This window comes from Streptomyces sp. NPDC058619 (genome assembly GCF_042717785.1).
Lineage (GTDB): Bacteria > Actinomycetota > Actinomycetes > Streptomycetales > Streptomycetaceae > Streptomyces.
On the sequence record NZ_JBHXQN010000007.1, the window covers coordinates 229392 to 251070 of the forward strand.

Genomic DNA, 21679 nt, shown 5'->3' on the forward strand with positions numbered 1-21679 from the left:
AGTGCCGTGCGGTCACACACCCCAAACGGGCGTATACCCGCACAGCTGTGCGGGTATTTGTACGCACCGATGCCCGGTGCCACACGAAGTGGCACCGGGCACTGTGACCGGTCTTACCGGCGGACGTGGCGTCCGGGAGGGCGGTCAGGCCCGTCCGGCGGTCTTCTGGGTCTTGCGCGTGACCGAGTCGATCACCACGGTGGCCAGCAGCACCGCACCGGTGATCATGTACTGGATCGGCGTCGCGATGCCCTCCAGGGCCAGGCCGTACTGGATCGAGGTGATGACCATGACGCCGAGGAGGGCGTTCCAGGTCCGGCCCCGGCCGCCGAAGAGGCTGGTGCCGCCGATGACGGCCGCGGCGATGACGTTCATCAGCAGGTCGCCGGCGCCGGCGCTCTGGTTGGCCGCCGCGATCTTGGAGGCCCAGAAGAGCCCGCCGATGGCGGCGAAGGTGCCGGCGATCGCGAAGACCGTGATCCGGACCCGGTTGATGTTGATGCCGGCGCGCCGGGAGGCCTCGACGCTGCCGCCGAGCGCGAAGACCTGGCGGCCGAAGGTGGTGCGGCGCAGGAGGAAGTCCGTGCCGACCAGGGCCAGGATGAAGAGCACCACCGCGAGCGGCAGGCCCTTGTACTGGTTGAACACGACGGCGGGACCGAAGGTGAACACCGCGAGCAGGCCGGTGCGCAGCAGGATCTCACCCAGCGGCCGGGAGGGCACCCCGGCCGCCTCGCGACGCCGGGCGTCGAAGAAGGAGCCGAGGAAGTAACCGGCCACCGCGAGGGCGGCCAGCGCGTAGCCGACGGCCACGTCCGAGAAGAAGTACGTGGTCAGCTTGCCGACCACACCGTCGGAGTCCAGGTTGATGGTGCCGTTGCTGCCGAGGATCTGCAGCATCGCGCCGGACCAGAACAACAGGCCCGACAGGGTGACGGCGAAGGCCGGGGCGCCGATCCGGGCGAAGAAGAAGCCGTGGATGGAGCCGATCAGGGCGCCGCCCGCGACCGCCGCGAGGATCGCCAGCCACTCGTTCATGCCGTGGGTGACGGACAGGACGGCGACGATGGCGCCCGAGACGCCGCTGACCGAGCCGACCGAGAGGTCGATCTCACCGAGCAGCAGCACGAAGATGATGCCGACGGCCATCATGCCGGTGGCGGTCATCGTGATCGCGATGTTGGTGAGGTTCTCCGGGGAGAGGAAGTTCGCGTTCAGCCCCTGGAAGATGCCCCAGATGATGATCAGGCCGATGACGACCGGGATGGACCCCAGGTCGCCGGCCTTCATCTTGCGGCCGAACTCGCTCAGGTATCCCGCGAGGCCCTGCTCGCGGACGAGCAGGCGCGGGTCCACGGCGGGGATGGCGTCCGCCGCGGCTGCCGGGTTGACCACGGCGTGGCTTCCGGCGCCGTCCGTCGCCTTGTGCAGCGGGGCAGGGTTCTCGGTGCTCACTTGCGGGCCTCCCCGGTGCGGGCCGCGCGGCGGGTCACGGCGTTGTCCGTGGCTCCCGTGATGGCGGAGATGATCTCTTCCTGCGAGGTGTCGGCGACGCTGAAGACACCGTTGTTGCGGCCCAGCCGCAGGACCGCCACCTTGTCGGCGACGGCCTTCACATCGGCCATGTTGTGGCTGATGAGGATCACGGCGTGGCCGCGCTCGCGCAGCCGCTCCACGAGGTCGAGGACCTGTGCGGTCTGCTCGACGCCGAGGGCGGCGGTGGGCTCGTCGAGGATGACGAGCTGGGGCTCGCCGAGCATCGAGCGGGCGATCGCCACGGTCTGGCGCTGACCGCCGGAGAGCGAGGCGATGGGGATCCGGACACTGGGGATCCGGATGGACAGGGTGGTGAGGAGCTCGCGGGCGCGGCGCTCCATCTCCACCTCGTCGAGGACACCGCGGCGCTTGAGCTCACGGCCGAGGAAGAGGTTGCCGACGACGTCGATGTTGTCGCACAGCGCGAGGTCCTGGTAGACCGTCGCGATGCCCAGGTTCTGGGCGTCGTGGGGCTTGCCGATGGAGACCGGGCGGCCCTCCCACTCGATGACGCCGTCATCGATGGGGTGCACGCCGGCGATCGTCTTGACCAGCGTGGACTTGCCGGCGCCGTTGTCGCCCACCAGGGCGACCACCTCACCGGAGTGGATCTCGAGTTCTACGTCGGTCAGGGCCTGAACGGCGCCGAACCGCTTCGAGACCCCTCGCAACGCCAGCACGGGCGCAGCGGACACATGAACCATCTCCTTCGCCGCCTGACCGGCGGGGATGTCGTGCAAAAGAGCAGGAGCGGGGCGAATGGGGGGTAGAGCGGGAGCAAGACGGGTGAAACGTTTCTGCCCGGCGCCCCGCGGGTGGCGGGGTAAGAAGGGGCGGGGCGCCGGGCAGGCGTGGGGGTCGCCGTGCGAGCGGGCGACGGGGGCCTTACTTGATGCCGGCGGTGGCGCAGGCGGCCGCGTACTTGTCGGTGCAGATCTCTTCGACCTTGTAGACCCCGTCCTTGACGACGGTGTCGTTGATGTTCGCCTTCGTGAGCGAGACGACCGGGATCAGGACGGACGGGACGGCCTTGGTGGTCGGGCTGTCGACCTTCTGGTTGATGATCCCGTCGATCTTCTCGCCCTTGGCGAGGGCGACGGCCATCTCCGCCGCGGCCGAGGCCTCGGGGGCGTACGGCTTGTAGACGCTCATGAACTGCTCGCCCGACACGATCCGCTGCACACCGGCGAGTTCGGCGTCCTGGCCGGTGACCGGGGGCAGGGTGGACAGACCGGCCGCCTTGAGGGCGGTGATGATGCCGCCGGCCATGCCGTCGTTGGCGGAGTAGACGCCGACGATCTTGTCCTTGCCGAGCGCCGAGAGGGCCGCCGCCATGTTGGTGTTGGCGTTCTCCGGCTTCCACTCGACCGTGTCGTACTCCTTGCCGATGTTCACCTTGCCGTCGAGGACGGAGTGGGCACCGGACTTGAAGAGCTTGGCGTTCGGGTCGGTGACCGAACCGTTCATCATGACGATCTGGCCGTCCTTGGCCTTGTCGCCCAGGGCCTCCAGCAGCGCCTTGCCCTGGACCTTGCCGACCTCTTCGTTGTCGAAGGAGGTGTAGGCGTCGATCGGGCCCTCGGCCAGACGGTCGTAGGCGACGACCGGGATGCCGGCGTCCTTGGCGCGCTTGACCGCGCCGGCGATGGCCTTGGAGTCCACCGCGTCCACGATGAGGACGTTCACCTTGTTGGTGATCATCGTGTCGACCTGGGAGTTCTGCGTGGTCGCGTCCTGCTTGGCGTTGGCGTAGACGACCTCGCCCTTGCCGCGCGTCAGTTCGGCGACCTTCTTCTCGATCAGCGGCTTGTCGAACTTCTCGTACCGCGCGGTCTGGTTCTCCGGAAGGAGCAGCCCGACCTTGATGGCGTCGCCGACCGCGGCGGAGTCCTTCGGCTTCTCGCCGGCCTCCTTCGCACTGCCACAAGCGGCAAGCGAGACGGCCATGGCGCCGGCGGCAACGGCTACGGCGGCTCTACGCATACGAGTGTTCATTACTTGAACCTCCCTGACGAGGCCGCAACACTGCGGCCGAGGTGGATGTGAGTCAACCCCGGCCGCGTTTTGCCGTCAAGGAGTGAATCCTTAACGAGATGACAACGGTGCCATCCGTTATCTACCTGAAGACAAGACGGCTGGTGCTCGCACTCCACTTCCATGGTGCGACAAAAGCGTCGAATCGCCCATCTCGCTGAGCACGAGGGCCAGTGCCCCCAACACCTCCGCCCGTCCTCCGAGCGACCCGGTCAGCACCGACAACTGCCGGGCCGCGCTCGGGATCGCGTACCTCCCCACTGATTCACGGATGGGGGCCAGGACCAGTTCACCGGCGTCCGCGAGCGACCCGCCCAGGACCACCCGGCTCGGGTTCAGGAGGTTGCAGAGGCTGGCCACGCCGCTGCCGATGTGGCGGCCCACGTCCGTGATCACCCGGCGGCAGCCGGGGTCGCCGCCGCGGGCCAGCTCCACCACCCGCTCCATCGTCAGCTCCGGCCCGTGCGTGCCCTGGAGCAGCGGCAGGACGTACCGGGCGGCCGCGAACGTCTCCAGGCAGCCGCGGTTGCCGCAGCGGCAGACGGGGCCCGACTCGTCCAGCGTGATGTGCCCGATCTCGCCGGCCGTGCCGCCCGGCCCCCGGTAGATCTGGCCGTTGATCACCAGCCCGGCGCCCACACCGCTGGCGACCTTGATGTACGCGAGGTCCTTGACCCCCCGGCCGCTCCCCCACACCAGCTCGCCGAGCGCGCCGAGGTTGGCGTCGTTGTCCACGTACACCGGCACGCCGAGGCGCTGCGACAGCTCCTGGCGGGGGTTGATCCCGGCCCAGCCAGGCAGGATCGCGGTCGAGCCCAGGGTCCCGGACTCCACGTCGATGGGCCCCGGCACGCCCAGCCCGACGCCGATGACCTTGTCCAGGCCCACCCCGACGCCCGCGACCAGCCGTCCGACCAGGGTTTCGGCCCGGTTGAAGCCGTCCGCCCAGGAGGCGTCCACGTCCAGCGGCTCGGCCTCCTCGGCCAGTACCTGGTGGGCGAGGTTCCCGACCGCCACGCGCAGGTGGGTGTGGCCGAAGTCGACGCCTATGACGATGCCCGCGTCCCCGCTGAGCGAGACGCTCCGGGCCCGCCGTCCGCCGGCCGACGTGTCCGTGACCTCGACGGTCCCGGCTTCCTTCAGTTCCCGGACGATGTTGGAGACCGTGGCCGCCGACAGTCCGGTGGCACGGGCGATCTCCGCCTGGGTCAGCGATCCCGCGAGCCGCACCGCCCGCACGACCCGTTCCAGATTCGCTCGATGCAGCGAGGACTGCGATCCGGGAGTCTGCACGACTCATCCACTCCTGCCCATAAGCGACGGCAAGCCGTCGCCCCCCGAGCCGGGCCCTGACGGCTTGGCGCTCCGAGACCCCGGCGTCTCTCCAACTTGTGAACCTTAAGTCGAGCCTTTGCGCCTCCAGACGTCAAGAGGCTGACGCGGCACGAATCGGCCACTACCGGCCAGAAGGGGGAGAGAACGGTCGCTCCGATCGTGCTACGGTCGCAAAGGCGCCGATCCTCTGCGGCCTTTCCGGCCGGACCGGGCGCCCCGTGATGACAGCGCTCTACGCAAGGAGGTGTTCGGGATGAGTCCCGATCGAAGTCCTTGCAGCGCTCCCGTCGGCTGACCTTCGGCTCGGCCGCCTTTCCCCGAGTGCGCACGGCCGCGGCACCCCGTGGTTGCCTCCACGCGTTCCGCGTCACCCTGCCCCCGTTTCCTTTCCGCATGCCCTGACGATTCCGTCGATCCCGTGGGGCCTGCGTCACCCATGCCCACCGGCGTGCCCCGCGGCCGTTCCGTGCCCTCGCGCGCCGACACGTGATCACTCCACGTGACCGTGCGGCTCCGCGCTGCCCGGACGCCGTGGAGGGAGGTATTCGTCATGACCATGCTCACCCCCCGCACCCCGGCGAAGCTCGCACCGCCGGGCCGGACCCGCCGCGAGCGCAAGGCCGCCGAGCCGGAGGCACGTACCCGGCTCGTCGGCGAGCGGCTCGCCGCGACGAGCGCCCGCCCGGGCGTCCAGGTCCTCCAGTCCGTCGACGCCTCGCGCCACGGCCTCACCCACGCCGAGGCCGCGCTGCGCCTCGAACGGCACGGCCCCAACACCGTCGCCCAGGAGCGCGCCCCCCGCTGGTATTTCCAGCTCGCGAAGGCGTACCGGAACCCCTTCATCGCCGTCCTGGTCTTCCTGGCCGCGGTCATGTACTGGCAGGACCCCGGGGACCCGGGCGTCGTCATCCTCTCCGCGATGGTGGCGATCAGCGGGCTGCTGCGCTTCTGGCAGGAGTTCCGCTCCGGCCGGGCCGCCGACGCGCTGGGCCGGCTCGTGACCACCACCTGCGCCGTGCAGCGCCGGGCCGGCAGCGGCTCCGGCCCCACCACGTTCGAGGTGCCCATGGACCAGGTGGTCCCGGGCGACATGGTCAAGCTGGCCGCCGGCGACCTCGTCCCGGCGGACCTGCGACTGATCACGCCCAAGGACCTGATGGTCGGCCAGGCGGCCCTGTCCGGCGAGTCCCTGCCCGTCGCCAAGGCCGACACCCGGACCGAGGACCTCGGCCGGCACGGGACCAGCGACCCGGTCGAGGCCGACAACCTCGTACTCATGGGGACCTCGGTCACCTCCGGAACCGCCACCGGCGTCGTCGTCGCCACCGGCTCGGACACCCACTTCGGCTCGATGGCCGGCTCGCTGGTGGGCGAGCGCCCGCAGACCAACTTCGACACACCGGCGTCCGCCGGGTCAGCCTCCTGCTGATCCGCTTCATGCTCGTCATGGTCCCGGTCGTCTTCATGATCAACGGCTTCACGAAGAGCGACTGGAACGAGGCCTTCCTCTTCGGTATCGCCGTCGCGGTCGGCCTGACCCCGGAAATGCTGCCGATGGTCGTGTCCGCCAACTTGGCCCGCGGCGCCGTCGCCATGTCCCGGCGCAAGGTCGTCGTCAAGCGGCTGGGCGCGATCCAGAATTTGGGCGCCATGGACGTGCTGTGCACGGACAAGACCGGCACCCTCACCGAGGACCGGATCGTCCTGGACCGCTACCTGGACGTGCACGGCACGGAGGACAACGAGGTCCTGGAGTACGGCTACCTCAACGCCCACTTCCAGACCGGACTGCGGAACCTGATGGACCAGGCGGTCATCGACCGCGTCAACGAGGCCGAGGAGGTTGTCGTCGACGCACGGTTCTCGATGGTCGACGAGATCCCCTTCGACTTCGCCCGGCGCCGGATGTCCGTGGTCCTGAAGCGCAACGCGATCGTCGGCGACCCCGGCCCCACCGAGCATGTGGTGATCACCAAGGGCGCCGTCGAAGAGGTCCTGGACCTCTGCACCCACATGAAGGACCGCGGTGAGCGCGTCGAACTGACCGAGCAGCTGCGGTGGCACGCCACCCGGATCGCCGAGGAGAACAACCGGCAGGGCCTGCGCGTCCTGGCCGTCGCCACCCGCACGGTCGCCGCACCGCGCGACACCTACACCGTCGCGGACGAGGACGGCCTCACCCTCGTCGGCTTCCTCGCCTTCCTCGACCCGCCGAAGGCCGACGCCGCCCGGGCGCTCCGGGGCCTGGCCGACAAGGGCATCGCGGTCAAGGTGGTCACCGGCGACAACGAGCTCGTCGCCGCCCGGGTCTGCGCGGACGTCGGCCTCGACGTCGGGCACGTGGTGCCGGGCGCGGAGACCGACGCCCTCGACGAGCACGCACTGCGCGCGCTGGCCGCCCGTACGACGGTCTTCGCCAAGGTCAACCCCGTCCAGAAGGCCCGGATCGTACGGGCCCTCCAGGCCGAGGGGCACACCGTAGGGTTCCTCGGGGACGGCATCAACGACGCGGCCGCGCTGCGCGACGCCGACGTCGGCATCTCGGTGGACACGGCCGTGGACATCGCCAAGGAGTCGGCCGACATCATCCTGCTGGAGAAGGACCTGACCGTCCTGGAGCAGGGCGTGATCCAGGGCCGGACCACCTTCGGCAACACCATCAAGTACATCAAGATGACGGCCTCGTCGAACTTCGGCAACGTCTTCTCGGTGCTGGTCGCGAGCGCCTTCATCCCCTTCCAGCCGATGCTCGCGATCATGCTGCTGGTCCAGAACCTGGTCTACGACATCTCGCAGCTGGCCACCCCGTGGGACCGGATGGACGAGGAGTACCTGCGGGGGCCCCGCAACTGGGACGCCAAGGGCATCGGCCGCTTCATGGTCACCATCGGCCCCGTCAGTTCGATCTTCGACATCTCGATGTTCCTGATCATGTGGCACGTCTTCGGGGCGAACAGCGAGGCGCACCAGGCGCTCTTCCAGTCCGGCTGGTTCATCGAGGGCCTGCTCTCGCAGACCCTGATCGTCCACATGATCCGCACCCGGAAGATCCCCTTCATCCAGTCCAGCGCCTCCTGGCCGGTGATGGTGATGACGGTCCTCGCGGTCCTGACCGGGCTGTGGCTGCCGTTCTCGCCGCTGGCCGCCCCGCTGGGCTTCACGGCGCTGCCGGCCGGCTACTTCCCGTGGCTGATCGGCGTGCTCCTCGCGTACTGCACGCTCACCCAGCTCGTGAAGACCTGGTACATCCGCAGGTTCAACACCTGGCTGTGACGGCCGACCGTCCACACGGAGGAAGGAGACGCCCGTGCTGCTCACCGAATGGCAGATGGCCGGGCACCTGGCCGCCGCGCTCGGCTTCGGAGCGGTGATCGGCCTGGAGCGGCAGTGGCGGGCCCGGATGGCGGGGCTGCGGACGAACGCCCTGGTCGCGGGCGGAGCGGCGCTGTTCGTACTGCTTTCCCAGTACGGGTTCCTCAGCGCGGTCTCGGAGGTGAACTACGACGGCTCGCGGGTCGCGGCGCAGATCGTCTCCGGGATCGGGTTCCTCGGCGCCGGGGTGATCATGCGGGACGGGCTGAGCGTCGCGGGCCTGAACACGGCCGCCACCCTGTGGTGTTCGGCGGCCGTGGGCTGCCTCGCGGGAGTCGGCCTGTTCGTCCTGGCCGCCTGCGGCACGGTGGGCGTGGTGGGGGCCAACCTCCTGCTGCGCCCGCTGGGCCGGCGGCTGGACCGGGAGCCGCGCGGCGGGGCCGAGGCCGTCGCCGACTTCCACTTCGAGGCGGTGTGCCTGGAGGCGGAGGAGGCACACATCCGGCACCGGCTGGTCGACGCGCTGGGCCGGCCGGGGTACCAGCTGCGGTCGATCCGCAGCCAGGACGGCCCGACGGCGGGCCTGGTGACCGTGTCCGCGCTGCTGACCGCCGAGGGGCAGGAGGGCCGGGCGCTGGAGGAGGCGGTCAGCAACCTCTCCCTCGACCCGTCGGTCTCGGCGGTCAGCTGGGCGGTGGTGCCGGATCCGGGCCGGGCGTAGGCCCGGGGACGCGGCACGGGCCCGGTCCCCCGTCAGGGGTCCGGGCCCGGCCGCTACTTGAGGGTGGCGGAGGTCAGGCCGGCCTGGATCTGGCGCTGGAAGGACAGGTAGACCGCGAGCATGGGAATGATCGCGATGGTCGCCCCGGCGAACAGCACGGGCAGGTCCGTCTCGTACCCCATCTGCTGCTGGAGCTGGATCAGGCCCTGGGTGAGCATGTAGCGCTCGGGGTCCGCGCTCGACTGGGGCTGCATCAGCACGGCGGGCAGGATGTACTGGTTCCACTGGCCCAGGACATTGAATATCCCGACGCTGATCAGGCCGGGCTTGGCCATCGGCAGCATCACCTGGAAGAAGATCCGGGTGTCGGACGCCCCGTCGATCACGGCCGCCTCGTACACGGCGGTGGGCAGCGTCCGGAAGAACGAGTGCATGAAGAAGATGGTGAAGGGCATCGAGTACGCGATGTACACGAGGATCAGGCCCTGGTAGGTGTTCAGCATGTCGAAGCGCTTGACCATGAAGAACAGCGGGACGAGCGCGAGGAACACGGGGAACATCGCGCCGCTGACGAAGAAGTAGTAGACGGCCCGGTTCCCCTTGAAGGGGTAGCGGGCCAGGACGTACGCGGCCATGGAGCCGAACAGCATGGTCAGCGGGACCGAGAACACCAGCACGACGAGGGTGTTGCCGAAGTAGCCGCCGATGCCCTTGTCCCAGGCCCGGCCGAACGCGTCCAGGTGCCAGTTCGAGGGCCAGCTGAGGGCGGAGCCGCCGATCTGCGCGTCGGTCTTGAAGGAGCCGAGGACGAGCCAGATCAGGGGCAGCACGATCATGATCGCCCAGAGGGCGAGGAACCCGTGCGAGAAGACGTTGAGGACCACGCCCTCGGAGCGCCGGTCCGGCTCTCCCGTCCGTCCGGCTCCGGAGGAGCTCTCCGCGGCGGCTTCGCCCGGAGCCTTGATCACTGTGGACTGTGTTGTCATCAGGGCACTCCGCTTCAGAACTCGATGCGCTCGCGGCGGGTGGCGCGCAGCGTGATGACGGAGAGGATCATGGTCAGGACGAGCATCACCACGCCCATGGCGCAGGCGTAGCCGCTCTTGCCGAAGTACAGGAAGTTGCGCATCAGCACCGTGGCCATGACCTCGCTGTGGTGGTCGGGTCCGCCGCCGAACTGGCCCGAGGTCATGGTCGACACCAGCACGAACATGTCCATCGCGGCGATGCCCAGGTAGACCGCGGAGGTCTGCACAGAATCCCACAGCAGGGGCAGGGTGACCTTGAAGAAGGTCTGGGCGCGCCCGGCGCCGTCGAGGAGCGCGGCCTCGTAGATGTCCTTCGGTACGGACTGCATGGCGGCGGAGAAGAGGACGAGGTAGAAGCCGACGCCGTGCCAGACCACCACGAACAGCAGGCACCAGAGGACGAAGTTCGGCTCGTTGAGCCATTCGATCGGGTGCTGCGGGTCGACCAGGCCGGTCTTGATGAGGAAGCCGTTGAGCAGGCCTCCCTCGTCGCTGCGGTAGATGGCGCCGAAGAGCACGGCGAGGATCGCGAGGGAGAGGACCTGGGGGAAGAAGTAGACGACCTTGTAGAGGCGCGAGCCGGAGACGCCCTGCACGCCGCCGGCCCCGCTGCGCCCTCCCGCGTTCACCATGAAGGCGAAGAAGAGGGCGAGCAGGATGGTGATCGCCGGGACGAACACCAGGAGCAGCAGGTTGTGCCACAGCGCGCCGCGGAAGACCTCGTCCTTCAGCAACGCCGTGTAGTTGTCCAGGCCGACGAAGTCGAAGACCGGTGACTGGCCCGACCAGTTGGTGAAGGAATAGCCGAATGTCTGAACATACGGCCAGATGACGAAGGTCAGGTACAGCGCGATCGGTGCGATGAGGAAACCGGTGATGAAGCCGGCCTTCCCCCTCCCCTGGGCTGCGTGGCTCATGGTGTCCGTCCCTGGTGTTGCCGGGTGTCCGGTGGACGCGTCGTCAGCTGCGCTTGTTGTTCTTCGCGTTCGGGTCCTTGGCAGCCTTGTCTACCGCAGCCTGCGCCCGCTTGATCCATTCCTTCGGCTGGATGCGCTGGGCCATCAGCTCATTGGACGCGTTCTGGATCTCGGTGTCCATCTCGCTGTACCAGTCCGGGTAGCGGTAGCTGAAGGTGTTGCCGCCGGCGGCCTTGAGGGCCTCGACGGCCGACTCGGTGCCCGGGCGGAGCTTGACGGCGGGGTCCACGCCGTCCTTGACGACGGTGAGGGAGTTGGCCTGCTGGGCGAAGATCGTGGACCACTCGCGGGAGAGCATCGAGCGGAGGAACTCCATGCCCGCGGCCTTGTTGGCGGCCTTCTCCGGGACGATGAAGGGCTCGTCCACGCCGGCCCGGACGGCCTCGAAGGGCAGCTTGCTGTCCGGCAGCAGCGGCATGGGCAGGAACTTCATGTCGAAGTCCTCGGGGGTCTGCTTGAGCTGCTCGTTCTCCAGCCAGGAGCCGCTGGGGATGAAGGCGGCCTTGTACTGGTTCCAGGCGGTCTGGGACTCCGTGTGGGTGAGGCCGTTGGTGCCCGGCAGCAGGAGGCCCTTCTCGACGACCTCGTAGACGGCCTCGACGGCGGCGAGGGCGGCCGGGTTGCCCTCGAAGGCGTTCGGCTCCAGGTTGTCGATCGCCTTCATGGCGTCCAGACCGCCCTTCTTGGCGATCAGGTCCATGATGACGACGTTGATGTAGTACGGGAACTTGCCCTGGTGGGCGAGGCCGCCGATGCCCGCTTCCTTGGCCTTGGTACAGACGGCCAGGAACTCGTCCCACGTCTTGGGCGGGGTCCAGCCCTTCTCCTTGAAGAGCTTGCCGGAGTACCAGAAGCCGAAGACGGCGTAGACGTACTTCAGGACGACGAACTTGCCGCCCTGGAGGCCCTGTTCGTAGGCCCCTTCGACGAGGGTGTCGCGCACCTTCTTGGTCGGGTCGTCCAGCGAGGGCGCGTCGAGCACGGCGGTGAGGTCGGCGAGCTGGCCGCCCTTGGCCAGGACGTCCAGCTTGATCTGCTGGGCGCCCGAGTCGTCGACGACGTCCGGCGGGTTCCCGGCGTTGAAGCGCGGCTGGAGCTTGGCGGTGATCTCCTGGGTGCCCAGGTGGGAGCTGGTGGTGCCCCACTTCTTGTCGAAGGCGGCCTCCCAGGCCTTCGCGTAGTCGTCGCCGAAGCCGCCCTTGAAGACGACGACGTCGAGCTTGCCGCCCTTGGCGACGCCGAAGGGGTTCTCCTTGGTGACCGCCCCCTTGGGGGCACCGCCCTTGGGGGCCTCCTCGGCGCCGGAGGCGCACGCGGACAGGAAGCTCATCGTCGGCACAGTGATCAGGCCGAGTGCCGCGGAGCGCTTGATCAGGTCGCGGCGGCCGAGGCCGTCGGTGCTGTTCTCGCCGTGGGCGGAGGTGGATCCCATGCTCAAGTCCTCGCCTTCGTCAGAAGTGTGAAGGAAGCGGGACAGCCCGGCAGTTGCCGCGCATGCGGCATCACCGCAGGTCCCCGCCGTCCCCCGGTCCGGGACCGCTCGGTTCGCGGTGGTCCGGACGGGCACAGGTATAGTCCACTTCCGCTCGGGTGAGCAAGATCATGCACAAGGATCAGCTCCGGCTTTTCCGAGTTGAGACCTCACCGTCACCTGGCCCGGGGCCACCGACGGCACCGGAACAGACGGAAGGGCCGCACCCCCGTGTCCGGGGATACGGCCCTATGGTGCCGACTGGCGGAGCCGACCCGACTGATTCGGCTCCGCCTGGCGCGCCTCTCAGCCTCGGATGAGGTTGCGGAGCACGTACTGCATGATGCCGCCGTTGCGGTAGTAGTCCGCCTCGCCCGGCGTGTCGATGCGGACTACCGCGTCGAACTCCACACCGGTGTCGGTGGTCACCTTGACGGTGCGCGGGGTGGTGCCGTTGTTCAGCTCCTCCACACCGGTGAAGGCGAAGGTCTCCTCGCCGGTGAGGCCCAGGGAGGCCGCGGTGGCGCCCTCGGGGAACTGCAGGGGCAGGACGCCCATGCCGATCAGGTTGGAGCGGTGGATGCGCTCGTAGGACTCGGCGATGACGGCCTTGACGCCGAGCAGCGCGGTGCCCTTGGCGGCCCAGTCGCGGGACGAGCCCGAGCCGTACTCCTTGCCCGCCAGGATGACCAGCGGGATGCCGGCGGCCTGGTAGTTCTGCGAGGCGTCGTAGATGAAGGAGACCGGCGCGCCCTCGACGGTGAAGTCGCGGGTGAAGCCGCCCTCGGTGCCCGCCGCGATCTGGTTGCGGAGGCGGATGTTGGCGAAGGTGCCGCGGATCATGACCTCGTGGTTGCCGCGGCGGGAACCGTACGAGTTGAAGTCACGGCGCTCGACGCCGTGCTCCGTGAGGTACTTGCCGGCCGGGGTGTCGGCCTTGATCGCACCGGCCGGGGAGATGTGGTCGGTGGTGACCGAGTCGCCCAGCTTCGCCAGCACGCGCGCGCCGGCGATGTCGGAGACCGGGGTGGTCTCCATCGTCATGCCCTCGAAGTAGGGGGGCTTGCGCACGTAGGTGGACTGCGGGTCCCACTCGAAGGTGTTGCCGGTCGGGATCGGCAGCGCCTGCCACTGGGCGTCGCCCGCGAAGACGTCCGCGTAGGACTTGTTGAACATGTCCTCGCCGATGGCGTTCGCCACGACGTCGTTGACCTCGGCCTCGGAGGGCCAGATGTCCTGGAGGAAGACCGGCTTGCCCTCGGTGTCGGTGCCGATCGCGTCGGTGGTGATGTCCACCTTCATGGAGCCCGCGATGGCGTACGCGACGACCAGCGGCGGGGAGGCCAGGTAGTTCATCTTGACGTCGGGGTTGATGCGGCCCTCGAAGTTGCGGTTGCCCGAGAGGACCGAGGTGACGGCGAGGTCGGCCTCGTTGATCGCCTTCGAGATCTCCTCGTCCAGCGGACCGGAGTTGCCGATGCAGGTGGTGCAGCCGTACCCGACGAGGTTGAAGCCCATCTTGTCGAGGTACGGGGTCAGGCCGGCCTTGTCGAAGTAGTCGGTGACGACCTTCGAGCCCGGGGCCAGGGTGGTCTTGACCCACGGCTTGCGGGTCAGGCCCCTCTCGACCGCCTTCTTCGCCACGAGCGCCGCGGCGACCATGACGTAGGGGTTCGAGGTGTTGGTGCAGGAGGTGATCGCGGCGACGGTGACGGCGCCGTGGTCGATCTCGAAGGAGGTGCCGTCGGCCAGCGTGACCGGGGTGGGCTTGGTCGGCACGCCGTTGGCGGACGCCGGGGCGTCGGACGCCGGGAAGGACTCCTTGCCGGCCTCCTCGTCGTCGTTGACGTAGTTGCGCACGTCGAGCGCGAACTGCTGCGAGGCGTTGGCGAGGACGATGCGGTCCTGCGGGCGCTTCGGGCCGGCGATGGAGGGGACGACCGTGGAGAGGTCGAGCTCCAGCTTCTCGGAGAAGTCCGGCTCGGCGGCCGGGTCCAGCCACAGGCCCTGCTCCTTGGCGTACGCCTCGACGAGCGCGACCTGCTGCTTGTCGCGGCCGGTCAGGCGCAGGTACTTCAGGGTCTCGTCGTCGATCGGGAACATCGCGGCGGTGGAGCCGAACTCCGGCGACATGTTGCCGATGGTGGCGCGGTTCGCCAGCGAGGTGGCGGCGACGCCCTCACCGTAGAACTCGACGAACTTGCCGACGACGCCGTGCTTGCGCAGCATCTCGGTGATCGTCAGCACCAGGTCGGTGGCGGTGGTGCCGGCGGGCAGCTCGCCGGTCAGCCTGAAGCCCACGACGCGCGGGATCAGCATGGAGACCGGCTGGCCGAGCATCGCGGCCTCGGCCTCGATGCCGCCGACGCCCCAGCCCAGCACGCCCAGGCCGTTGACCATGGTGGTGTGGGAGTCGGTGCCGACGAGGGTGTCGGGATACGCCTGGCCGTTACGGACCATGACCGTACGGGCCAGGTGCTCGATGTTGACCTGGTGGACGATGCCGGTGCCCGGGGGGACGACCTTGAACTCGTCGAAGGCGGTCTGGCCCCAGCGCAGGAACTGGTAGCGCTCGCGGTTGCGGCCGTACTCCAGCTCGACGTTCTGCAGGAACGCCTCCGGGGTGCCGAACTTGTCCGCGATCACGGAGTGGTCGATGACCAGCTCGGCCGGGGCCAGCGGGTTGATCTTGGAGGCGTCGCCGCCGAGGGCCTTCACGGCCTCGCGCATGGTGGCGAGGTCCACGACGCAGGGAACGCCGGTGAAGTCCTGCATGATCACGCGAGCCGGCGTGAACTGGATCTCCTCGCTGGGCTGGGCCTGCGAGTCCCAGTTGCCGAGCGACCGGATGTGGTCGGCGGTGATGTTCGCGCCGTCCTCGGTACGGAGCAGGTTCTCCAGCAGGACCTTCAGGCTGTAGGGAAGGCGGGCGGAGCCCTCGACCTTGTCCAGCTTGAAGATCTCGTACGACTCGTCGCCCACCTGCAGCGTGCTGCGGGCGTCGAAGCTGTTCGCCGACACGACAGTCTCCTTCATGCATGAATTCGCGCGTTTTACCGCAATCCTGCCGCGTGGCACTCTGGCCAATCCGCTAAGGTGAGGCTAAGTTAGGTAACCCTTACCAGGCGGGACGGCTGCGGTACGCCTCTCGGCAGATATCTCGATGTCGAGATAACTCTAGTACATGTCCGGGGGAAGGGACGAGGCGCGCACCCGTAGACCTATTGGCACGGTGTACTGCCCCACGGATTCCGCTTGCCCGGATTCGATCAGTGTGACCAGCGCGGACACCGCCGTCACGGCGATCCGCTCGGGATGGAGCGTGACGGTGGTCACGGCGGGTTCGTGGCTCCCGTACGCCGGATCCTCGCTCGCGCGGACCAGGAGCACGCCGCCGGGCGTACGGATACCGTGCCGCGCGGCGGCCGCGAGCACCTGCCGGCCGCCGGGGTCGTACACGCAGCAGACGGCGTCGGGGCGGCCGGGCGCGGCGGAGGCAACGGGGCTTCCCGAGGGGGCCGCCGGGGCCGCGCCTCGGGGTGTTCCGGGCGGCCGTCCGGCGGCCGGAGGACCGGGGGCGGCGACCTACCGCGCGGGGCGGTCCGCCAGGCCGTGGCGGGCCGCCCAGGCGTTGAGCGCGGCGGCGATCTCCTCGGGCCGGTCCTCCGGGCAGAGGTGGGCGGCGGGGCCGCAGTACGCGGTCTCCAGCGCGGAGACGTTCTCCCGGCACCATGCGATGAGCGCGTCGCCCACCATCAGGGTGGGCGAACCGTCGAAGGTCAGCAGGAGCTTGGGCACCTCCGGGCTCGCGCCCAGCCAGGCGGCGTACTCCCCGACGCGGGCGACGACGTCCGCCGGCTCGCCGTCGAGCGGCATCGAGCGGGCCCACTGGAGCAGCGGCCGCCGGCTCTCGCGGGTCGGGTAGGGGGCCGCGTACACGGCACGGTCCTCCTCGGACATCGGCTGCGACACCGTCCGCCCGAGGCTGTCCTCGATGAAGAGGTTCCGGTCCAGGACCATCTCCTCCCCCACCCCCGGGGTCCGTATCGCCTCGAACCGGGCGCGGGACGCGGGCGGATGCTCCTCCCAGGTCATCGGCCGCAGGATCGTCTCCATGAAGGCGACGCCGCGGACCCGCCCGGGGTGCCGGGCGGCCCGGTCGAGGGCGAGCGCCCCGCCCCAGTCCTGGCCGACGAGGACGGCCTCGTCGAGCCCGAGGGCGTCGAACCAGGCGTCGAGGTACCGGGCGTGGTCCGCGAAGCGGTACGCGCCGGCCGGCTTGCCGGAGCGGCCCATGCCGATGAGGTCGGGGGCCAGGACGCGGACCCGCCCCTCGATCCGGGGCAGTACGTGGCGCCACAGGTGGGAGGAGGTCGGGTTGCCGTGCAGGAACACGAAGGGGACGCCGGGGGCGTCCGCGCCGCGCTCCTCGTGGTGCATCGTCGAGCCGAGTACGCCGGTAGTGGCCATCGGAAGGCCCCCTTCAAGAAATCGTTTGCATGACTAACGTTAGTCACGCCAACGAAGCTATACCGTTAGCGCCCCTAACGCAACGAGTACCCTCCCCCCATGACCACCGATGAGAGCGGAGCCGTCCCCGCGCGGCTGCGGAACCTGCCCAGCCGGCTGCTCGGGCAGGCTTCGACGCACGCACAGCGACTGGTGACGGAGGGACTGAGTGGGGCAGATGCCCGTAAATGGCACTATGCAGCCCTGGTTGCTTTGGAGGAGTCCGGACCGGCGAGCCAGGCCGCGTTGAGCGGGCGCACCGGCATCCACCGCAGCGACCTCGTCGCCGTCATCAACGAGCTCGCCGAGCGCGAACTCGTCGAGCGGGCCCCCGATCCCGGGGACCGCAGGCGCAATGTCGTCACTCTCACACCGCTCGGCCGACGGCGGCTGCGCAAGCTGGAAGCGCTCCTCGACGCGGCCCAGGAGGAACTGCTGTCCCCCCTGTCCCACCAGGAGCGGGAGCAACTCGTTCACCTGCTCGGCCGTCTCGTCGCGCACCACGCGCCCGCGGACGGCACGATGGGAGCTGACGGCCGGTAACACCCGTATGGCGCAACCGGCGCGGGCGGCATCTCATATCTGAGATACCGTGCAGCCATGGCAGACGACTACCTCGTACGCATCGGCAAGCTCATCCGTGACGCCCGGCAACACAGGGGCTGGACACAGAGTCAGCTCGCCGACGCACTCGGCACCAGCCAGAGTGCCGTGAACCGGATCGAGCGCGGCAATCAGAACATCAGCCTTGAGATGATCGCCCGCATCGGCGAGGCCCTCGACAGCGAGATCGTCTCTCTGGGCTACGCCGGACCGATGCACCTGCGGGTCGTCGGCGGCCGCCGGCTCTCCGGCGCCATCGACGTCAAGACGAGCAAGAACGCCTGTGTCGCACTGCTGTGCGCCTCGCTGCTCAACAAGGGCCGTACGGTGCTGCGGCGGGTGGCCCGCATCGAGGAGGTCTACCGCCTGCTGGAGGTCCTGAACTCCATCGGCGTGCGCAGCCGCTGGATCAACGACGGCGTGGACCTCGAACTGGTCCCGCCGGCCCGCCTCGACATGGAGTCCATGGACGCGGACGCCGCCCGCCGGACCCGGAGCATCATCATGTTCCTGGGGCCCCTGCTCCACCGGATGGACCACTTCCGCCTGCCGTACGCGGGCGGCTGCGACCTCGGCACCCGCACCATCGAGCCGCACATGATCGCCCTGCGCCGGTTCGGTCTGGACATCACCGCGACCGAGGGCATCTACCACGCCCAGGTCGAGGCCGGGGTCTCCCCGGACCGCCCGATCGTGCTGACCGAGCGCGGGGACACGGTCACCGAGAACGCGCTGCTGGCCGCCGCCCGGCACGACGGCGTCACGGTCATCCGCAACGCCTCCTCCAACTACATGGTCCAGGACCTCTGCTTCTTCCTGGAGGCGCTCGGCGTCAGGGTCGAGGGCATCGGCACGACCACCCTCACCGTGCACGGCATCCCCAACATCGACGTGGACGTGGACTACTCCCCCTCCGAGGACCCGGTCGAGGCGATGAGCCTGCTCGCCGCCGCGGTGGTCACGGAGTCGGAGCTGACGATCCGCCGGGTCCCGATCGAGTTCATGGAGATCGAGCTCGCGGTTTTGGAGGAGATGGGCCTGGACCACGACCGCTCGGCGGAGTACGTGGCCGACAACGGCCGCACCCGCCTGGTCGACCTCACGGTCCGCCCGTCCAAGCTCGAAGCCCCGATCGACAAGATCCACCCGATGCCGTTCCCCGGGCTGAACATCGACAACGTCCCGTTCTTCGCGGCCATCGCGGCCGTCGCCCAGGGCCAGACCCTGATCCACGACTGGGTGTACGACAACCGGGCCATCTACCTGACGGACCTCAACCGCCTCGGCGGCCGCCTCCAGCTCCTGGACCCCCACCGGGTCCTCGTCGAGGGCCCGACGCGCTGGCGCGCGGCGGAGATGATGTGCCCGCCGGCGCTGCGCCCGGCGGTCGTGGTCCTCCTGGCGATGATGGCGGCGGAGGGCACCTCGGTGCTCCGCAACGTCTACGTCATCAACCGCGGCTACGAGGAACTGGCCGAGCGCCTCAACTCGGTGGGCGCCCAGATCGAGATCTTCCGCGACATTTGACAGACGAAAGCCGCCGCACCCTATCTGACCTGCTATTACACGGGTCAGCAAGGGATGCGGCGGCGTCTGTGGGACTTCTCTGGGACTTTGGGCCCAGCCGGGCGTTCCTGGGCTCCCCTCCCAGCTACCCGAACACGGCGTCGATGGCGGCGGTGCCGCGAGCGCCCGCGCGGGGCAGGAAGTGCGCGTACTTCCTCAGGGTAAACCCGGGGTCGGAGTGTCCCAGCCACTGGGCCAGAGAGAGACAACTGACTCACCGGGCTCCGGCTGCTCGGAGGCGTAGAAATGGCGCAGCGCGTGGAAGCCGTGCTCCCGGGAGGGCTCCCAGACACGCTTGCCGTCCGCGCGCCCCTCGAGGCCACCGATCACGCCCGCCTTGGCCAGCGCGGGTTTCCAGACGTAGGAGTTGAAGTAGTTCCGGTTGACCGCCTTGCGCTCACGTCCGGTCACGAGCAGGTTGTACGTCCTGGGCCGGCGGTGCTTGGCCTCCACAGGCGTCTCCGGAGGGCGGGGGTCGTCCCATGCCATAGTGACCGGCACGGGTGAGAACACGGCTGCGTAGCGTCGCGCCGCTTCCGCCACGCTGGAGGGCAGTGCCACGTCCCGGACCTTGCGGCCCTTGGGGAGCGCGAAGCACAGCCTCGTGCGCACCATCTTGACCTGACGCCGGAGGTGGACGACCCCCTCGTCGAAATCGAAGTCGTCCAGGCTGAGCCCGAACGCCTCACCCTGGCGCAGCCCGAGACCCGCGCCGATCTCGACGAGGATCTGGTAGCGCTCGGGCACGGCGGCGCGGACTGCCAGCACTCGTTCCTGCGGCCATGCTTCCAACCTGCCTGGAGCAGCGGCCGGCGGCCGGACGGTTTTCGCGCGGCACGGGTTGCGCGCTAGCCTGCGGTCCTCAACTGCGGCTTGCAGCAAGCTGGACAGCGTGGCCCAGACCAAGCGGATGGAGGTAGGACCGAGGTCCTTCTCCAGCCGCTTCATCCAGTTTCGGAGCACGTCGGCCCCCACGCTGTTCAGCGGGAACGCTCCGAGGTGTGGAACGATGTGGCGCCGCACCCGCTGCTCGATGCTCTGGAGCGTCGACGGATCGCCGCTCTGGGTGGGCCACCAGTGCTTCGCGATGTAGTCCCTGACCAAGAGATCGCCGTCGCGCGGGTCGACAAACTCTTGGCGCCGCACATCGGTCTGGGCCGTCGCGAGCCAGGTCTTGGCGTCCTGCAGGGCTTCGAACGAACGGTCCTTGACGCCCGGGATCCCCTTCACCCGGTAGCGGGTGCACTTTCCGTACATGGCGGTGCGTTCACGCTTGCCGGTCTCCCGGCTGGGGCGCTTCTTCAACCACCGGTCTTCTATGTAACCGGGCAAAACTCTCCTTAGAACGGAAACGGGGGACAGACGGGCGGGGTCACACGACCGCCGCTCCACCGGATCGGTACTGGCGCGGGGCGTTGAGGGGGCTCAATGCCGTGTTGGAACGCGAGTCGGCCTGTTCCTGTTCACGGACCCATGCATCCAGGGTTTCCCGCCGGTACATGACGCGACCACGTGGACCCATGCGGAAGCTCGGCGGCCCTTGCCGCCGGTGGCGCCAGACGTAGAGCGTGTGTGGCGAGAGGCCGAGGTACTCGGCGGCATCTTTGACGGTCAGGAAGCCTGTGCGTAGGGCACGGGCAGTAGGAACAGCGACGGAAGGAGCAAGCAACGATTGTGCAGGCATGACAGGGTTTCTGTGAGATGCGGGGGCGCAGGCACGGGCGGGTGGAGAGCCAGGGTCTCGCTACCCGCCCGTGACCTACGGCGGAGCAGGGAGCGCCGCGCGGACAACGCGCGACTGTGCGCTGCGCTACCGGCGCGCAGCGGTCATCAGATCGCTCTGCGGGGCAGGCAGGCACTGCGCGACTTCGAGACGGTCCCAGGGGATCTCAGTCGGCTTCGGCCTCCGGAGACAGTGCGAGAAGCGTTCGGCGATCCGGGAAGCGGTGAGGTCCGCGCACTCAGCCACCATGACGACGTGCGCCGCGCTCTGGTCGCCGTTTCGCAACCACGCCGCGATGCACGCTGTGCGGAGGTCGGAGACGCGCCTGCCGAGCGGCGAGTCGATCTCGTCTGATTCCAGAACGGCCGCTCGCGCCTGCCTCCAGACCCTTCGGTAGACCGCGTCGGGCAGCGGCCGCCCGTCCTCGCAGGTGAATACGGCGTCGTCGGGGCCGAGGTCACGCCGGGCGATCTCGGCCTGCAGGAGCGCCACCAGGTCTGGGCACGCGGGGACACGCCGCGCCTCAGCAACACGGCCGGTCTCCTCTGCGCTCCTCATTTGCCCCTGAGGGTGGACCAGCAGGAAACCAGTACCGTCGTCGGGGAGTTCAGTGTCTCGGACGCGTAGCGCTAGCGCTTCGGCCGGCCTCAGTGCCGCGAAGGCGATGGACGCCAGGAAGGCTCGCAGCACCTGGCCGTTCTGCGGCCGTTCGCCAACCCAGTCCAACAGAGCAAAGCATTGCCGATCCGAAAGAAGGAACGTTTCAACACTATTGATCAGAAACTCAAAGGGTTCTCGTCCAGGACGTAGCGGACGTGTGGGCCGCCGAAGTAGCCGCGGACGATGTGTGGTTGACGCTGGCGT

Annotated in this window: 17 protein-coding genes and 1 pseudogene; 5 read left to right on the forward strand and 13 right to left on the reverse strand. The window is 69.0% G+C overall.

Annotated features, from left to right (window positions below; genetic code table 11):
- Window positions 1-144: 144 nt before the first annotated feature.
- From ACFWTC_RS10330 to ACFWTC_RS10345, 4 genes are all read right to left on the reverse strand, one after another.
- A complete protein-coding gene (locus tag ACFWTC_RS10330) occupies window positions 145-1455 on the reverse strand; it encodes a sugar ABC transporter permease (RefSeq protein WP_384028905.1) in 1311 nt (436 codons plus the stop codon).
- Complete coding sequence (locus tag ACFWTC_RS10335; protein WP_267720043.1) at window positions 1452-2240, reverse strand: ATP-binding cassette domain-containing protein; 789 nt, start codon at window positions 2238-2240, stop codon at window positions 1452-1454. The genes ACFWTC_RS10330 and ACFWTC_RS10335 overlap by 4 nt, the downstream gene beginning before the upstream one ends.
- Window positions 2241-2421: 181 nt before the next feature.
- Window positions 2422-3519, reverse strand: a complete 1098-nt coding sequence (locus ACFWTC_RS10340) for a sugar ABC transporter substrate-binding protein (protein WP_383919657.1) — start codon at window positions 3517-3519, stop codon at window positions 2422-2424.
- 129 nt (window positions 3520-3648) lie between these two features.
- The gene (locus tag ACFWTC_RS10345) at window positions 3649-4863 is read right to left on the reverse strand and encodes an ROK family protein (protein ID WP_383919654.1); all 1215 of its coding nucleotides are present in this window, start codon (window positions 4861-4863) and stop codon (window positions 3649-3651) included.
- 592 nt (window positions 4864-5455) lie between these two features.
- On the opposite strand from ACFWTC_RS10345, the gene ACFWTC_RS10350 reads away from it, so the two are divergent.
- The 3 genes from ACFWTC_RS10350 to ACFWTC_RS10360 are packed head-to-tail and all read left to right on the forward strand — an operon-like array spanning window position 5456 to window position 8938.
- Window positions 5456-6334, forward strand: a complete 879-nt coding sequence (locus ACFWTC_RS10350; RefSeq protein ID WP_384028907.1) for a cation-transporting P-type ATPase — start codon at window positions 5456-5458, stop codon at window positions 6332-6334.
- A gap of 8 nt (window positions 6335-6342) precedes the next feature.
- Window positions 6343-8178: a magnesium-translocating P-type ATPase gene (gene mgtA / locus ACFWTC_RS10355; RefSeq protein WP_384028909.1), complete on the forward strand. Its 1836-nt coding sequence runs from the start codon at window positions 6343-6345 to the stop codon at window positions 8176-8178.
- Between the two features lie 34 nt (window positions 8179-8212).
- Window positions 8213-8938 carry an MgtC/SapB family protein gene (locus ACFWTC_RS10360; RefSeq protein ID WP_384028911.1) on the forward strand — a complete coding sequence of 242 codons (726 nt, stop codon included), beginning with the start codon at window positions 8213-8215 and terminating at the stop codon, window positions 8936-8938.
- Between the two features lie 53 nt (window positions 8939-8991).
- Here the strand turns inward: ACFWTC_RS10360 and ACFWTC_RS10365 are convergent, their stop codons facing one another.
- From ACFWTC_RS10365 to ACFWTC_RS10390, 6 genes and pseudogenes are all read right to left on the reverse strand, one after another.
- The gene (locus ACFWTC_RS10365; RefSeq protein ID WP_383919646.1) at window positions 8992-9924 is read right to left on the reverse strand and encodes a carbohydrate ABC transporter permease; all 933 of its coding nucleotides are present in this window, start codon (window positions 9922-9924) and stop codon (window positions 8992-8994) included.
- A gap of 14 nt (window positions 9925-9938) precedes the next feature.
- Window positions 9939-10883 (reverse strand): carbohydrate ABC transporter permease, encoded by a 945-nt coding sequence (locus ACFWTC_RS10370; protein ID WP_383919643.1) that lies wholly within the window; start codon window positions 10881-10883, stop codon window positions 9939-9941.
- Window positions 10884-10926: 43 nt separating this feature from the next.
- Entirely contained in the window at window positions 10927-12375 is a 1449-nt protein-coding gene (gene ngcE / locus ACFWTC_RS10375) for an N-acetylglucosamine/diacetylchitobiose ABC transporter substrate-binding protein (protein WP_384028913.1), read from the reverse strand.
- Between the two features lie 345 nt (window positions 12376-12720).
- Window positions 12721-15450, reverse strand: a complete 2730-nt coding sequence (gene acnA, locus ACFWTC_RS10380; RefSeq protein WP_383919638.1) for an aconitate hydratase AcnA — start codon at window positions 15448-15450, stop codon at window positions 12721-12723.
- Window positions 15451-15591: 141 nt separating this feature from the next.
- A pseudogene (locus ACFWTC_RS10385) lies at window positions 15592-15894 on the reverse strand (substrate-binding domain-containing protein); the annotation flags it as partial.
- Window positions 15895-15999: 105 nt separating this feature from the next.
- Window positions 16000-16884: a haloalkane dehalogenase gene (locus ACFWTC_RS10390; RefSeq protein ID WP_384028915.1), complete on the reverse strand. Its 885-nt coding sequence runs from the start codon at window positions 16882-16884 to the stop codon at window positions 16000-16002.
- A gap of 99 nt (window positions 16885-16983) precedes the next feature.
- Between ACFWTC_RS10390 and ACFWTC_RS10395 the strand changes: the two genes are divergently transcribed.
- Complete coding sequence (locus ACFWTC_RS10395; RefSeq protein ID WP_384028917.1) at window positions 16984-17466, forward strand: MarR family winged helix-turn-helix transcriptional regulator; 483 nt, start codon at window positions 16984-16986, stop codon at window positions 17464-17466.
- A 57-nt stretch (window positions 17467-17523) separates the two neighbouring features.
- Window positions 17524-19053 carry a helix-turn-helix domain-containing protein gene (locus tag ACFWTC_RS10400; RefSeq protein ID WP_383919629.1) on the forward strand — a complete coding sequence of 510 codons (1530 nt, stop codon included), beginning with the start codon at window positions 17524-17526 and terminating at the stop codon, window positions 19051-19053.
- 195 nt (window positions 19054-19248) lie between these two features.
- On the opposite strand, the gene ACFWTC_RS10405 is transcribed toward ACFWTC_RS10400, so the two are convergent.
- From ACFWTC_RS10405 to ACFWTC_RS10415, 3 genes are all read right to left on the reverse strand, one after another.
- Window positions 19249-20397 carry a tyrosine-type recombinase/integrase gene (locus tag ACFWTC_RS10405; RefSeq protein ID WP_384028919.1) on the reverse strand — a complete coding sequence of 383 codons (1149 nt, stop codon included), beginning with the start codon at window positions 20395-20397 and terminating at the stop codon, window positions 19249-19251.
- A 67-nt stretch (window positions 20398-20464) separates the two neighbouring features.
- Window positions 20465-20776 carry a helix-turn-helix transcriptional regulator gene (locus ACFWTC_RS10410; RefSeq protein WP_384028921.1) on the reverse strand — a complete coding sequence of 104 codons (312 nt, stop codon included), beginning with the start codon at window positions 20774-20776 and terminating at the stop codon, window positions 20465-20467.
- A gap of 126 nt (window positions 20777-20902) precedes the next feature.
- Window positions 20903-21307: a hypothetical protein gene (locus ACFWTC_RS10415; RefSeq protein ID WP_384074142.1), complete on the reverse strand. Its 405-nt coding sequence runs from the start codon at window positions 21305-21307 to the stop codon at window positions 20903-20905.
- Window positions 21308-21679: the final 372 nt, after the last annotated feature.

Coding starts and splice junctions, on each gene's coding strand:
- ACFWTC_RS10335 (WP_267720043.1), bottom strand. CDS start 2,240: ATGGTTCATGTGTCCGCTGCGCCCGTGCTGGCGTTGCGAGGGGTCTCG.
- ACFWTC_RS10340 (WP_383919657.1), bottom strand. CDS start 3,519: ATGCGTAGAGCCGCCGTAGCCGTTGCCGCCGGCGCCATGGCCGTCTCG.
- ACFWTC_RS10350 (WP_384028907.1), top strand. CDS start 5,456: ATGACCATGCTCACCCCCCGCACCCCGGCGAAGCTCGCACCGCCGGGC.
- mgtA (WP_384028909.1), top strand. CDS start 6,343: ATGCTCGTCATGGTCCCGGTCGTCTTCATGATCAACGGCTTCACGAAG.
- ACFWTC_RS10365 (WP_383919646.1), bottom strand. CDS start 9,924: ATGACAACACAGTCCACAGTGATCAAGGCTCCGGGCGAAGCCGCCGCG.
- ACFWTC_RS10370 (WP_383919643.1), bottom strand. CDS start 10,883: ATGAGCCACGCAGCCCAGGGGAGGGGGAAGGCCGGCTTCATCACCGGT.
- ngcE (WP_384028913.1), bottom strand. CDS start 12,375: ATGGGATCCACCTCCGCCCACGGCGAGAACAGCACCGACGGCCTCGGC.
- acnA (WP_383919638.1), bottom strand. CDS start 15,450: ATGAAGGAGACTGTCGTGTCGGCGAACAGCTTCGACGCCCGCAGCACG.
- ACFWTC_RS10390 (WP_384028915.1), bottom strand. CDS start 16,884: ATGGCCACTACCGGCGTACTCGGCTCGACGATGCACCACGAGGAGCGC.
- ACFWTC_RS10395 (WP_384028917.1), top strand. CDS start 16,984: ATGACCACCGATGAGAGCGGAGCCGTCCCCGCGCGGCTGCGGAACCTG.
- ACFWTC_RS10400 (WP_383919629.1), top strand. CDS start 17,524: ATGGCAGACGACTACCTCGTACGCATCGGCAAGCTCATCCGTGACGCC.
- ACFWTC_RS10410 (WP_384028921.1), bottom strand. CDS start 20,776: ATGCCTGCACAATCGTTGCTTGCTCCTTCCGTCGCTGTTCCTACTGCC.